Source organism: Kitasatospora sp. NPDC057965 (genome assembly GCF_042887135.1).
Taxonomy (GTDB): domain Bacteria; phylum Actinomycetota; class Actinomycetes; order Streptomycetales; family Streptomycetaceae; genus Kitasatospora.
This window is the reverse complement of the sequence record NZ_JBHVPZ010000008.1, coordinates 141,861-155,402: the sequence shown is the minus strand read 5'-3', so window position 1 is coordinate 155,402 and position 13,542 is coordinate 141,861. Positions and strand designations below refer to the sequence as shown.

The 13,542-nt window shown below is 72.7% G+C and carries 13 protein-coding genes; 9 read left to right on the top strand and 4 right to left on the bottom strand.

The genetic code is table 11. The features are described 5' to 3' along the window. Window positions 1-168: 168 nt before the first annotated feature. The 4 genes from ACFVVU_RS12950 to ACFVVU_RS12935 all read left to right on the top strand — a co-directional run bounded on the left by ACFVVU_RS12950 (window position 169) and on the right by ACFVVU_RS12935 (window position 3,564). Window positions 169-1,059, top strand: a complete 891-nt coding sequence (locus ACFVVU_RS12950) for an alpha/beta fold hydrolase (RefSeq protein ID WP_387789737.1) — start codon at window positions 169-171, stop codon at window positions 1,057-1,059. 371 nt (window positions 1,060-1,430) lie between these two features. Next, entirely contained in the window at window positions 1,431-1,577 is a 147-nt protein-coding gene (locus ACFVVU_RS12945) for a hypothetical protein (RefSeq protein ID WP_350563393.1), read from the top strand. A 387-nt stretch (window positions 1,578-1,964) separates the two neighbouring features. Continuing rightward, window positions 1,965-2,603 (top strand): DUF6758 family protein, encoded by a 639-nt coding sequence (locus ACFVVU_RS12940; RefSeq protein ID WP_355363707.1) that lies wholly within the window; start codon window positions 1,965-1,967, stop codon window positions 2,601-2,603. 100 nt (window positions 2,604-2,703) lie between these two features. Next, window positions 2,704-3,564 carry a PHP domain-containing protein gene (locus ACFVVU_RS12935; RefSeq protein ID WP_387789734.1) on the top strand — a complete coding sequence of 287 codons (861 nt, stop codon included), beginning with the start codon at window positions 2,704-2,706 and terminating at the stop codon, window positions 3,562-3,564. 33 nt (window positions 3,565-3,597) lie between these two features. Here the strand turns inward: ACFVVU_RS12935 and ACFVVU_RS12930 are convergent, their stop codons facing one another. Continuing rightward, entirely contained in the window at window positions 3,598-4,239 is a 642-nt protein-coding gene (locus tag ACFVVU_RS12930; protein ID WP_380680530.1) for a suppressor of fused domain protein, read from the bottom strand. Between the two features lie 491 nt (window positions 4,240-4,730). Between ACFVVU_RS12930 and corA the strand changes: the two genes are divergently transcribed. Then, the gene (corA, locus tag ACFVVU_RS12925; protein ID WP_387789731.1) at window positions 4,731-5,855 is read left to right on the top strand and encodes a magnesium/cobalt transporter CorA; all 1,125 of its coding nucleotides are present in this window, start codon (window positions 4,731-4,733) and stop codon (window positions 5,853-5,855) included. 52 nt (window positions 5,856-5,907) lie between these two features. Here corA and ACFVVU_RS12920 read toward each other — a convergent pair whose 3' ends face one another. Next, window positions 5,908-6,852: a DMT family transporter gene (locus ACFVVU_RS12920; protein ID WP_387789729.1), complete on the bottom strand. Its 945-nt coding sequence runs from the start codon at window positions 6,850-6,852 to the stop codon at window positions 5,908-5,910. Between the two features lie 151 nt (window positions 6,853-7,003). Here ACFVVU_RS12920 and ACFVVU_RS12915 point away from each other — a divergent pair, with 151 nt between their 5' ends. The 4 genes from ACFVVU_RS12915 to ACFVVU_RS12900 all read left to right on the top strand — a co-directional run bounded on the left by ACFVVU_RS12915 (window position 7,004) and on the right by ACFVVU_RS12900 (window position 10,920). Further along, on the top strand, window positions 7,004-7,564 hold the full coding sequence (locus tag ACFVVU_RS12915; protein WP_387789727.1) for a hypothetical protein: 561 nt from the start codon (window positions 7,004-7,006) through the stop codon (window positions 7,562-7,564). A gap of 188 nt (window positions 7,565-7,752) precedes the next feature. Continuing rightward, on the top strand, window positions 7,753-9,072 hold the full coding sequence (locus tag ACFVVU_RS12910) for a magnesium transporter MgtE N-terminal domain-containing protein (RefSeq protein ID WP_387789725.1): 1,320 nt from the start codon (window positions 7,753-7,755) through the stop codon (window positions 9,070-9,072). 76 nt (window positions 9,073-9,148) lie between these two features. After that, a complete protein-coding gene (locus ACFVVU_RS12905; RefSeq protein WP_380680596.1) occupies window positions 9,149-9,703 on the top strand; it encodes a DUF1003 domain-containing protein in 555 nt (184 codons plus the stop codon). A 56-nt stretch (window positions 9,704-9,759) separates the two neighbouring features. Continuing rightward, on the top strand, window positions 9,760-10,920 hold the full coding sequence (locus ACFVVU_RS12900; RefSeq protein ID WP_380680515.1) for an Mrp/NBP35 family ATP-binding protein: 1,161 nt from the start codon (window positions 9,760-9,762) through the stop codon (window positions 10,918-10,920). Window positions 10,921-11,718: 798 nt separating this feature from the next. Here the strand turns inward: ACFVVU_RS12900 and ACFVVU_RS12895 are convergent. Next, window positions 11,719-12,954: an XRE family transcriptional regulator gene (locus tag ACFVVU_RS12895; RefSeq protein ID WP_387789723.1), complete on the bottom strand. Its 1,236-nt coding sequence runs from the start codon at window positions 12,952-12,954 to the stop codon at window positions 11,719-11,721. Window positions 12,955-13,101: 147 nt separating this feature from the next. Next, the gene (locus ACFVVU_RS12890) at window positions 13,102-13,479 is read right to left on the bottom strand and encodes a GntR family transcriptional regulator (RefSeq protein WP_387789721.1); all 378 of its coding nucleotides are present in this window, start codon (window positions 13,477-13,479) and stop codon (window positions 13,102-13,104) included. Window positions 13,480-13,542: the final 63 nt, after the last annotated feature.

Below are 13,542 nucleotides of genomic sequence, written 5' to 3'. Positions count from 1 at the left end.
GCATCCCCCGCGCGAAAGGGGCGGCCCGGACCCCCGGGCCGCCCCTTCGGCGTTCCCGGGAACATCCCGGTCCTGTCCTTCGGATCGCATCCGCCCGGCATGACCCGGAGGAGAGGATCTAGGCTCGGGGTTACCCGCCAGTTCGCCCCGGTCGCCGGAGGTCCGTTCATGAGCACGCCGCCGTTCCTCGCCCTCCCGCCCTGTGCGCGCGCGCTGCGGGTGGTGACGGCGCGCGGGGAGTTCGCGGCGCTGCGGGCCGAGCCCGCCGGGGCCGTGCGCGGCTCGGCGCTGCTGGTGCCCGGGTTCACCGGCAGCAAGGAGGACTTCATCGCGCTGCTGGAGCCGCTCGCCGCGGCCGGCTACCGGGTGACCGCCGTCGACCAGCGCGGGCAGTACGAGACGGGCGGGCCGGACGACCCGGCCGCCTACGAGCCCGCCGCGCTGGGCGCGGACGTACGGGCGCTCACCGCCGCGCTGCTGGCCGAGGACGGTGCCGGGCCGTTGCACCTGCTGGGCCACTCCTTCGGCGGCCAGGTGGTCCGCGAGGCCGTTCTGGCGCAGGCCGCGGCAGGCGGCGCGGCACTGCCGTGGGCCTCGCTGACGCTGGTGTCCACCGGTCCCGGGGCGATCGACCCGGCCGAGGCGGAGCGGACCCGGCTGCTGATCGGCGTCCTGCCCACGATGGGCCTGGAGGAGATCTGGCAGCTGATGCAGGAGATCGAGGAGGGCGGCGGGGACCGCGCCCGCCGCCCGTCCCCCGAGGTGGCCGCCTTCCTGCACCGCCGCTGGCTGGCGAACGTGCCCCAGGCGCTGATCACCACCGGCGGCCACCTGGTCACCGCACCGGACCGGGTGGAGGAGCTGGCCGCCGTGGTCGCCGCCGGCCTGCCCGCCCTGGTGCTCTCCGGTGTCCGGGACTACGCCTGGCCGGTGCCGGAGCAGACCGCGATGGCGCGGCGGCTGGGCGCCCGCCGGGTCGTGGTGGCGGACGCCGGGCACTCCCCGAACGCCGAGCGGCCGGCCGCCACCGCCGAGGCCCTGCTGGCCCTCTGGGGCTGACACCCGGGCCCGTTGGGGCCGACCGCGGGGCCCCACCTCGACGGTTCCCTGAGGTTCCTGGTACAAGGGGGGCGACAAAATTCGTTAGTTGCGGTAATATTTGATTCGGTCCTGGAAACATCGTCGACAGTGCCGTCGGCGTTCCGTCGACGCGATCCATCCGAAACCAGGACTTCACGGACGGGCAACGACCCGGTAGCAGCGCCACCGCAGCGTGGTTCACGAGGGACCACACGCCTTTGGCGAGCAGGGGGGAGCCCTCTTTGTCGCGACAGCGGTCGGCCGACGAACCGACCCGACGGACCCCGAACAGGCTGATACCGACTCAGCCACGACCGCCCCGCCCGGCGGGGTCAGAAAAGGACAGGCCCATGCGCTTCGAGATCCTCCGACTGGACGACGCCCACGGCACCGCCACCGACCGCCTCATCGCCGACGCCGAGACCGTCCGCGAGCTCGTCCAGGCCGCCGCCCGCACCGGCGAACGCCTGCTCATCCGTCCGTGCCCGACCGTCTGACCGGGCGCGGCCCCCGGGAGCCCGAACGCTCCCCGGCCGCCGACGAGCCCGGCCCGTCCGATCCGGACGTTCCGATACCCGACTGACGCCCCGTCATCGCAGCAGCGACAACGGGGCGTCAGTGCTTTCCGGGCCCCGGCGGCGGCGCCGCGCCCCCCGCGCACGTCAACGCGGTACGACGCGCCGTACGCCGTCCGGAGGGCGCACCCCGGCGCACACGGCCGACGTTTGCCGCCGCTCCGCACTGGACATTTCCCAACAGGAGCCGCCCGCACGCGCCCACCCCGCGCCGCGCGGGCACCCGCCGCCGACAGGTGCCGCCGAGCCGCCCTCCGTACGGGTGATCGTCCTTGACGCGGCGGTCCGGAGGGAGGAGCGTTGACGGCTATGAGGGGCGAGCCAAGCTGCCCGAGGTGCGCCGGTCGGGTCCGCGCCCCCGGTCTGTTCTCAGACACGTGGCAGTGCGACCGGCACGGCGCCGTGCACCCGATGCAGCCGGTGCTGCCCCCGAGCGTGGAGGCGCTCGGCGTCGCCGTCGCCCGCTCCCAGGTCCCCGTCTGGCTGCCCTGGCCGCTGCCGGTCGGCTGGCTGTACACCGGGATCGCGCACGTCGGCGACGACGTCTCGGGGGCCCGGGCCACCGCCGTCGCCTGTTCCGGACCGGCCCCGCTGGGCGGTTTCGGCGAACTGGTGCTGGTCGCCGAGGAGCTGGGGGTGGGGCTCGGCGCCCGGTACGCGGGGCTGTCCGGCCCCGACCCGGGCGACTCCGTCGGCCTCTACAAGCCCGCCGACGCCAAGCTGATGGCGGCCGGCCGGCCGACGCCGATGTTCCACGTGCCGGACGCCCCGGCGGACCGGGCGGTGTTCGTCGGCGAGGCCCGCGGCCTCTGGCTCTGGGCGGTGGCCTGGCCGGAGCAGTCGGCCCTGGTGATGTACGACGAGCTGGTGCTGACCGATCTGCGGGATGCCGGCGCGGAGCTGGACCTGCTGCCCTGCGGGGCCCTGTCGCCCCAGCTGCTCGGCTGAGCGGTTCCCCGCCGCGGTCGCACTATCCTGGGCGTCACCCCGCCGGCAGGCCGTGCCGGCGACAGCGCCGCCCGCGCCGACCCCGAGGGAGCCACCACCCGTGCGCATCGACCTCCACGCCCACAGCAACGCCTCCGACGGCACGGACAGCCCGGCCGAGCTGGTCGCGGCGGCCGTCGGGGCCGGGCTGGACGTGGTGGCGCTCACCGATCACGACACCGTGGCGGGCCATACCGAGGCGGCCGACGCGGTGCACGCGCTGCCCACCGGCACCCGGCTGACGCTGGTGCCCGGCGCGGAGCTGTCCTGCGTGGTGGACGGCATCTCGATGCACCTGCTCGCCTACCTCTTCGACCCGGCCGAGCCCGGCTTCGCGGCGGAGCGCGAGCTGGTGCGCACCGACCGGTTCCGGCGCGGGCGGGCGATCGTCGAGCAGTGCCGGACGCTGGGCGCGGACATCAGCTGGGAGCAGGTGCAACGGATCGCCGGGGAAGGGTCGGTGGGCCGTCCGCACATCGCCAGCGCGCTGGTGGAGGCGGGCGTGGTGGCCACGGTGTCGGACGCGTTCACCGCGGACTGGCTGGCCAACGGCGGCCGGGCGGACGTCCGCAAGCACGAGACCGACCCGGTGACGGCGGTCCGGCTGGTCCGGGCGGCCGGCGGGGTGCCGGTCTTCGCCCACCCGGGAGCGGTCAAGCGCGGGCGGACCGTCTCCGACGAGGTCATCGCCGACCTCGCGGCGGCCGGGCTGGCCGCGCTGGAGGTCGACCACATCGACCACGACGAGCCGACCCGGGATCATCTGCGCGGCCTGGCAGCCGAGTTGGGGCTTTTGGTCACCGGGTCCAGTGACTACCACGGCAGCCGCAAGACCGTCCGCCTCGGCGAGTTCACCACCGACCCGGCCGCCTACGAGGCGATCGTGGAGCAGGCGACCGGCGCCAAGCCGATCGGCGGCTGAGCGCCCCGGCCCTCGCGGCGCCGTGACGCCGGGTCAGTCCAGCCGCACGCCCCGGCGTTCCGGGTCGCGCAGGTCGGTGCCGTGCTGGAGCCAGCGCTCCTGCAGCGCCGCCGCGCCGTGCACCCGCTTCCAGCCCGCCTCGTTGGGCGTCATCGGCAGCACCGGCAGGAAGCGCACCGGGTCGGCCGGCCCGTCCAGCTCCAGGTCCTCCACCAGGCCGCCGGGTTCGGCCGCCAGGACGGAGGTGAACGGCGCGCCGTCCCAGAGCGGGGCGCCGAGGTCCAGCGAGCCGCCGGGGGCCACCACCAGGCCCTCCACCTGGGGCGTCGCGGCGAAGGTGGCGAGCGCGCGGAGCACGCCGTCGCGTCCGCCGCGGATCGTCAGGACCAGCTCGGCGCGCGGGCCGCGGACCTGGTCGACGACCGTCGCGGTCGGGTCGGCCATCGGCGCGGCGGACATCCCGAGCGTCGCGTAGCGCACCAGGCCCTCGGCGTCCGGGCCGAAGCGCAGCACCTCGATGCGGTCGGCACCGAGGAAGGTGACGGCGGCACGGCCGTTCGGCTCGCCGAAGACGGTGAGCAGCCGGGCCTCGACGGCGGCCAGCACCGCGGTGCGGGAGGGGCCGTGCGGGCTGCCGCCGGAGGGGTCGCCGAAGAGCGGGAAGTCGTGGGCCATGCCGGTGAGCGTAACCCGCGGACCGCGGGGTGTTGGCACGGCCTTTACGTGAACGCGGGCGCGGTAAAGGCGGATCGGATGTTAGTGTGAGCGACTGGCTACCGGGGATTCCGTCCTCGGGGCAGCGGCGCGAAGGAGGTGGTTGCGGTGGATACCAGCCGACCATGCAGTACCGGCAGCTCTACCCGGCCCGATCGCCTTCCCCGTACCCCTCGGAACGCGGGCTGAAACAGCGGGCCTGAGAGCCTCGGCAGCCGCCGGGCCTCCCCCCAGCACCGCGGACCCCAGCCTCCCCGTGCCGACGCGCGGCGGAACTCCGGTCCGGCCGGGAGAGCACCCCACCGACGTCCGGTCGTTCCGTTCCCCGTGCCCCGGCAAGGCACTCAGGGACGGCCGCAGGCGCCGGAGTCCATCGGTGTTCCTCCGCCGTCGCACCGCGGCCACCCGTTGCCGCGTCACCGTGCGTCGGTCCCTGCCCAAGGGAGCCTGCCATGTCGATGATCAGCAGCCTGCGCGCAGCCGTCCGCACCAACCGCCGCCGTTCCGCCGCGGCCCTGTTCGACTCCATCCACCCGGGCCAGACGCCGTCGGCGGTCGTCGACTGCGCGGTCTACCAGCACGGGAAGCGCCACGGCGAGACCTGCAGCCCGCGCGAGGCGGCCCGGCTGGTCAAGGCCTCGAAGCAACTGCCCGACGGGGATGGCTCGTTCAGCTGGATCGGGCTGCACGAGCCGACCGAGGCGGAGTTCGCGGGCATCGCGCAGCGGTTCGGACTGCACCCGCTGGCGGTCGAGGACGCGGTGCACGCGCACCAGCGGCCGAAGGTCGAGCGCTACGACGACGTGCTGTTCGCCGTCTTCCGGACGATCCGGTACGTCGACCACGACCAGCTCACCCCGACCAGCGAGGTGGTCGAGACCGGCGAGCTGATGGTGTTCGCCGGGCGGGACTTCGTGATCACCGTGCGGCACGGCGGGCACGGCTCGCTGCAGGAGCTGCGGCACCGGCTGGAGACCGACGCCGACGGCGCCGGGCTGCTCAGCAAGGGCCCGTCGGCGGTGCTGCACGCGATCGCCGACCACGTGGTGGACAACTACCTGCTGGTCGCGGACCAGTTGCAGACCGACGTGGACGAGATCGAGTTCGAGGTGTTCTCCAACCGCGGCGGCCGGGGTGCCGACGTCGGGCGGGTGTACCAGCTCAAGCGCGAGGTCCTGGAGTTCAAGCGGGCGGTGGCGCCGCTGCTGCGGCCGATGCAGCAGCTGTCGGAGCCGCTGCAGCGGCTGGTCGACCCGGAGATCCAGAAGTACTTCCGCGACGTCGCCGACCACCTGGCCCGGGTCACCGAGCAGGTGCACGGCTTCGACGAGCTGCTGAACTCGCTGCTCCAGGCCAACCTTGCGCAGGTGTCGGTGGCGCAGAACGAGGACATGCGCAAGATCACCGCGTGGGCGGCGATCTTCGCCGTGCCGACCATGATCACCGGTGTGTACGGGATGAACTTCGAGTACATGCCCGAGCTCCAGTACAAGTACGGCTATCCGATGGTGCTCGGCAGCGTGGTGCTGATCTGCGTCGGGATGTACCGGGGCTTCCGCCGCAACGGCTGGCTCTAGTGCCCAGGCGTCGCCCGGCAGGCGGGGGTTCGAAGACGGGCCCCGGGGCCCGCTAGCGCCGGTCGGCGCGGGCCACCAGGACCAGGCCGGCCAGGATCAGCAGCACCGCCGGGTAGGCGGCGGCCGGGGGCCACTGGCCGAGCCAGAGCGCGGCGATCAGCGCGGCGCCCGGGGTCTCCAGCAGGATCGCGGTCGAGGTGACCGAGGGGCCGAGGGTGCGCACCACCCGGTTGCTGAGCGAGTGGCCGAGCAGCTGGGCGGTGACCATCAGCAGCACGATCTGCCACCAGGCCCCGGCGGGCCAGCCGGACAGCGGCGTCCCGGCCGCCAGGCAGACCGCCAGCAGCACGACCGCCGTGGTGGCGTAGCAGACGAGCGTGTACGCGGTGGTGCTGACGGTGCGCCGGACCTCGGCGCCGAGCAGCAGGTAGCCGGCCGCGGCGAGGCCCGCGCCGAGCGCGAGGGCGTCGCCGGCCAGGGCGCGCGGTGAGAGCGAGAGGTCCACGCCGGTGAGCACCAGGACGCCGGCGAAGGCCACCGCCGTGCCGAGCCAGACCATCCGGGGCGCCCGCACCCCGAGCAGCCGCATCAGCACGATGGTCCACAGCGGGGTGGTGGTGACCAGGGCGGTCGCGGAGGCCACCGAGGTCATCCGCAGGCTGGGCATCCAGAGCGCGAAGTGGACGGCGAGCAGCACGCCGGCCGCCATGGCCAGCAGCAGCGCCCGGCGGGGGACGGCGCGCAGTTCGGCGCGGTGGCGCAGCACGGCGTAGGGGCCGAGCACGCCGACCGACATGAGGTTGCGCCAGAAGGCGATGGCCAGGGCGGGCGCGGCGGTGGCGCTGATCAGCGGGGCGGAGAGCGAGATGCCGGTGACGGAGACGGCGAGCAGCAGCAGGTCCGTCCTGGGGAGCGGGCGTATCGGGCCGGCGGCTGCGGCGGGTGCGGGTGCGGGGACCGCGACGGGGGCGGCGATCTCGGACCGGGTGGCGGGCACGGCGCTCCTCGGTTCGGCGGGGCTGGGCTGGGCGGGCGAGCTGAGCTGGGCGGGCTGGGCGGCTCCTACGGTAAGGCCCGTGTGCCGTCCACGGAACTGTCGCCCGAACCGTGGACGATCGCCGCACCGCACAGGCCGTACGCTGTGCGCCATGGACCGTACGCCTGCCGCAGCCGCGACCGCCGACGACTTCCTCGACCGGGCCCTGCTGGAGGAGGCCGCGAAGAAGTCCGGCCTGCTCTGGGTCCGGGCGGACGGCCAGGAGCACGCGCGGGCGCTCTGGCACGCCTGGCACGACGGCGCGGTGGTGGTGGTCGGCGACGGCGCCGAGCAGCCGCTGCACGGGCTGGTCGGCGGCGCGGGCGCGACGGTGACCGTCCGCAGCAAGGACAAGGGCGGCCGGCTGACCGGCTGGCCGGCGCGGGTGGTCGAGCTGACCCCGGGCGGCGAGGCCTGGCTGGGCGCCGTCGAGGAGCTGAAGGGCAAGCGGCTGAACGCGCCGGACACCGACGCCATCGCCGACCGCTGGGCCCGCGAGTGCCGGGTGCTGCGGCTGGAGCCGGCCGGCACGGCGGGCGCCGAACTCGCCGAACGGCCCGGCGCGATGCCGGAGGACTCGCACGTCGCGGCCCCGCTGCCCACCCCGGCCACCACCCGCCGTCCGATCCCGGCCGGCCTGCCGAAGCTGCTGCTGGGCCGCCGCAAGGGCTGACGCCCCGCCACCCGTCCCGCCCTCCGCCTCGCCCGTCCCCCTCGTCCCTCCCCCTCGCCCCCTCCCCCGCCGACCGATTCGCCCGGCTTTCGCCGAGCCCGGGCGGAGATGCCCGAGTACGCTTGGCCGCGGGGCGTGCCCGCGCGCCCGACCAGGCGTCGAGCGAAGCGAGGGGAGTCCAGGAGTCCATGGCAGGGCCAGGCAACCGGGTCTTCATCTCGCACCTCTCCGGCATCGCGGTCTTCGACCCCAACGGCGACCAGGTCGGCCGGGTCCGGGACGTCGTGGTCGCCCTGCGGATCGGCGGACGCCCGCCCCGGGTGCTCGGCCTGCTGGTGGAGGTGGTCGGCCGGCGCCGGATCTTCCTGCCGATGACCAGGGTGACCAGCCTGGAGTCCGGCCAGGTGATCACCACCGGTGTGATCAACATGCGGCGCTTCGAGCAGCGCCCCGCCGAGACGCTCGTCCTCGCCGAGCTGCTGGACCGCACCGTCACCTGGACCAAGACCGGCCAGGACGTCACCGTCCTGGACGTCGCGATGACCCAGACCCGGCTGCGCGAGTGGGAGATCGGCAAGGTCTTCGTCCAGGTCGGCCGGGTCGGCCGGCTGCGCAAGGCGCGCGGCGAGACGCTCACCCTGGACTGGCAGGACGTCACCGGCTTCGCGCTGCCCGAGGAGAACCAGGGCGCCGCCAACCTGCTCGCCACCTTCGACCAGCTGCGCGCCGCCGACCTCGCCAACGTCATGCACCACCTGTCCGCCAAGCGCCGCGCCGAGGTCGCCGCCGCGCTCGACGACGAACGGCTCGCCGACGTCCTGGAGGAGCTGCCCGAGGACGACCAGGTCGAGATCATCGGCAAGCTGAAGGACGAACGGGCCGCCGACATCCTGGAGGCGATGGACCCGGACGACGCCGCCGACCTGCTCTCCGAGCTGCCCGGCGAGGAGGCCGAACGGCTGCTCCAGCTGATGGAGCCGGACGAGGCCGAGCCGGTGCGCCGGCTGCTGACCTACGAGGAGAACACCGCCGGTGGTCTGATGACCACCGAACCGATCGTGCTGGAGCCGGACGCCACCGTGGCCGAGGCGCTGGCCCGGGTGCGGGTCTCCGACCACAAGCCGGCGCTGGCCGCGCAGGTCTTCGTCTGCCGCCCGCCGAACGAGACCCCGACCGGCAAGTACCTGGGCACCGTGCACTTCCAGCGGCTGCTGCGCGAGCCCCCGTACACCCTGGTCGGCTCGCTGGTCGACGACGACCTCGACCCGCTGCCGCCGGACACCCCGCTCTCGCTGATCACCAGCTACCTGGCGACGTACAACATGGTCGCCGCGCCGGTCGTCGACGACGCGGACCACCTGGTCGGCGCGGTCACCGTGGACGACGTGCTCGACCACCTGCTGCCGGAGGACTGGCGGGAGGCCTCGCTGCACGGCGAACCCGCCGCGAGCCCCGCCGAAGGGCCGGCCGACGGCCGCGACGAGAAGGAGGTGACCGGTGGACGCTGACCGCAAGGGCCGGCGGGACGAGTCCCCGCGCCAGCGGCTCCAGGGCGAGCTGCGGGAGCTGCGCCAGCTGCGCGAACTGCGGGCCCGCGAGGGCGGCGCCCGGGACCGCCGCACCGAGCCCGCCACCGGCAGCAGCCCGGTCGCCCGCAGCCGGCTCGACCAGCCGCGCACCGCCCGCCCAGGGCTGATCACCCTGCCGGCCTACGACCCGGAGGCCTTCGGCAAGCTCTCCGAGCGGATCGCCCGCTTCCTGGGAACCGGACGGTTCATCGTCTGGATGACCGTGGTGATCATCATCTGGGTCGCCTGGAACACCCTGCTGCCCGACGCCGCCCGCTTCGACGACTACCCCTTCATCTTCCTGACCCTGGTGCTCTCCCTGCAGGCCTCCTACGCGGCGCCGCTGATCCTGCTGGCGCAGAACCGGCAGGACAACCGGGACCGGGTCAACATGGAGCAGGACCGGGCCCGCAGCGACCGCAACATCGCCGACACCGAGTACCTGACCCGCGAGGTCGCGGCGCTGCGCCAGGGCCTCGGCGAGGTCGCCACCCGGGACTTCGTCCGCTCCGAACTCCAGTCGCTGCTCAGGGAGATCGACGAGCGCCGGGAGGCTTCCGGGGTGCTGTGACCCGCAGCACGCTACCGACCGGTTATGCACCCCGCGCGGCGCCGTACCATCAAGGCATGGCCAACGAGACAGAGGTCGCGGCCGGCGCCACGGAGGAGTCCGTGCGCCAGGCGCTGGCGACCGTCAACGACCCGGAGATCAACCGTCCGATCACCGAGATCGGCATGGTGAAATCGGTCGAGATCGGCGAGGGCGGCGCCGTGCGGGTCGCGGTCTACCTGACCGTCTCGGGCTGCCCGATGCGCGACACCATCGTCACCCGGGTCCGTGAGGCCGTCGGTCGCGTCCCCGGCGTGACCGGCGTCGAGGTCGAGCTCGACGTGATGAGCGACGAGCAGCGCAAGGAACTCTCCCAGCTGCTGCGCGGCGGCGCCCCCGAGCGGGAGATCCCGTTCGCCAAGCCCGGCACGCTGACCCGCGTCTACGCGGTCGCCTCCGGCAAGGGCGGTGTCGGCAAGTCCTCGGTGACCGTCAACCTGGCCACCGCGATGGCCGCCGACGGCCTGAAGGTCGCCGTGGTGGACGCCGACATCTACGGCCACAGCGTGCCGCGCATGCTGGGCGTCGAGGGCCTGCCCACCCAGGTCCAGGACATGATCATGCCGCCGCAGGCGAACGGCGTGAAGGTCATCTCGATCGGCATGTTCACCCCGGGCAACACCCCGGTGGTCTGGCGCGGCCCGATGCTGCACCGCGCCCTGCAGCAGTTCCTCGCCGACGTGTACTGGGGCGACCTGGACGTCCTGCTGCTGGACCTGCCGCCCGGCACCGGCGACATCGCCATCTCGGTGGCCCAGCTGGTCCCCAACGCGGAGATCCTGATCGTCACCACCCCGCAGATGGCCGCCGCCGAGGTCGCCGAGCGGGCCGGCACCATCGCGGTGCAGACCCACCAGAAGATCGTCGGCGTGATCGAGAACATGTCCGGCATGCCCTGCCCGCACTGCGACGAGATGATCGACGTCTTCGGCACCGGCGGCGGCCAGACCGTCGCGGAGGCGCTCACCCGCACCGTCGGCGCCACCGTCCCGGTGCTCGGCTCGATCCCGATCGACGTCCGGCTGCGCGAGGGCGGCGACGACGGCCGCCCGGTCGTCCTGGCCGCCCCCGACTCCCCGGCCGGCGCCGCCCTGCGCGCCATCGCCGGCAAGCTCGGCGGCCGCCAGCGCGGCCTGTCGGGCCTGTCCCTCGGGCTCACCCCCAAGAACAAGTTCTGATCAAGCACCGGGCTGGTCAGCGGCTGGGCACCCGCCCACCCCGCTGACCAGCCCGTTTGCCGTCATCACCTGTCAACGTTGGTCGACCTCGGTAGACCTCGCACGGCCCACCGACGGCCCGAAGCGCTCATGCCTCAGGGACGCTGGTCTAGCCGCTCTGGCGACCTACGGCGTGCGCCTCACGCGCGGCTGCCGCCCCACCCCCAGAACTTCCCGAGAAGGCCGATCGCCGCGTGGCAAACGGCGGGGATCGCACGCGCAGGCATGCGAATAACCACGACGATAACGATCACCGCCGTGGGCCAAGCGAGGGACTGAAGGGTTGACAGGTCCTCTGGAGCGGGCATCATGCTCAAGGTGATGACATTCCTTTCTGGGCGTCGTCATTAGCCCGTCTACGCCGCGCTTGGTTTCCAGACCCCAGCGGCGTGGGCGGGCTTCTTGCTACCCCCTACTCTGAGGCGTGCGCTGGCGTCCTACCACGTGGCGCACCCTGGCGAAAGGTGGCGATCCCTCGTGAACGGTGGCGCAGCCCTGGCGAATCGCTCCGGGGTAAATAACCTTCAACTTCACCTGAAGTAATACGCGAGTTGCTTAGAAGTTAGGCACAAGCTTTCAGCACCCAAAGCTCACTCGCAGCGCAGAACAGAGTCGATTGCAGTAGCTGTGATTACATAGGCGGAGGGGCTGCGGAGTTGATCCGCAGCCCCTCCGCCATCTGAGCTGTTGCCGTCGACAGTTGTATTGTCGGTCGACCTTGAGACTCCCACACAGCCCCGGAGACGGCCCGGACCGGCCTTACGCGCCGACCCTGGCCAGGGTGTTCAGGTGGTCCAAGTACGAGCGGGTCTCCGGCACTCCGGCGTAGTCCCTGCCGACTACCGAGGCCAGCTCGCGACTGACCGCGAGGATGGACGGCAACGACTGGCGCTCTCCCCGAAGCGCCCACTCGCCGTAGTTCACCGCGCCTTCGAGGTCGCCTTCCCGGGCCGCGACCACCCCGAGCGTCAGCCGGGCCTCTGCGATCCGCATGGGCGACCGCTCGGTTCCGTCGTAGTCGGTGCTAGCCCGGATCACCTCCTCGGCCAGAGTCCGGGCGAGCCGGTTCTCTCCGAGCAACCGGTAGCAGTCCATGGTGTAGAAGTCGTACTTCGCCGGATCCACTACGAAGTGGTTGTCCAGGTTGTCGGGGTAGGGCAGCCCTTCCAGCAGCCGCCGGCCACGGTCCAACGCCACCTCTGCCTGCCGGCGGTCGCCCAACCGCGCCCACGCCTTCGCTTCCTGGGCGGCCAGTTGCACCGCTACACCCTGGTGAGCAGCTACCTCAGAGCCCGCGTTCGACGCTGCGAGCACGCCGCGGTAGTCCCCTGCCGTGACCGCGAACCAGGCCCGCATCTCGTGCGCCCAACCCTGAATTCCGGCGTGCTCGGCTTCAGCCCCGAGGGATAGCGCCGCACGACGGGTGGACTCGGCCGCACGGCGGTCACCCATGTCGTACTCGACGCACCCCACCAGCAGTGCCAGCCATCCGGCCTGAGCCAGCACCTCCCGATGCTGGGCCAGGGTCAGCCGCTGCGACTGGAGAGCCACGACCCGCTTGAGCCACTGCCGGCCTTCGATCGCCAGTTGGTCCGGCGGGAGCTGGGCGTACTCCGAGCAGAGCCGATCGGTCGTGATTCGGAGCGCATCCAAGGTGGCGCCGTCCACGTCCGACGCCTGCAGTCGACTGACGATGTCGAGCGTCTCCATGCCGCTGGCCAGGGCAATCTCCGCGTTGCCGTCCCGCCGGCCGCTAATGGGGAACAGCGCGTGCGTCACCGTGCCGAAGGTGGCGGCGATGATCGGCTGGTAGAAGTCGCTCGGCATGACCTCTCCCGACTCCCAGCGCTTCCACTGCCGAAGCAGGCTCGCGTTGGCCGGCAGTTCCTCAGGCGCGTGTGCCCGCAGCGCCTTGATCGCATCCGTCTGCGACCACTCTCGCGCCTCCCGCTCCGCCGTCATGCGTCGCGCCCACGGGGGCCTGTCCAAGCTCATGGTGCCCTCCCTAAGGGGTGGTGCCTGTGCTGAGTCTCGCACTGCAAAAGCCCTGGACAGCAGGGGGTGACAGGGCAGTGACACCAGCCCTGTCACCAGTGACTCCCCGCTTGCGTCACTAGTCACACACTCACAGCTACCCGATGGTTAGTCAGGAACGGATGGCCCGGCCCCGAGGCGCTCAAGCTCCTCGACCCGAGCCACCAACTGCTCCACCTGGGAGGTGAGGTGTTCAAGCCGAGCGTGGATGTCATCCTCGGCTCGCGACGCTCCGGCAGCAACGGCCGACAGGTCCACATCGCTACGGACGAAGGTCCCGCGCCCCGGGCTGGACACGATGAGCCCCTCTTCCCGAAGCACGCGCAAACCGGACTGCACGGTCATATCGGCAATGCCGAACCGCTCCGCCAGCTTCTTCACCGAGGGCAGCTTGGCCCCCGGCCGATGCTCCCCCGAAGCGATCTCGGCCCTGAGGGTATCGGCCACCTGCACATATGGCGGTCTCTCGTCCTGAACCAGAGTCATGTCTTCAGGCTACCCCCCCAAGCACACTAACACACCTAGGTCGATCGCTTGACAGGCTAGAGC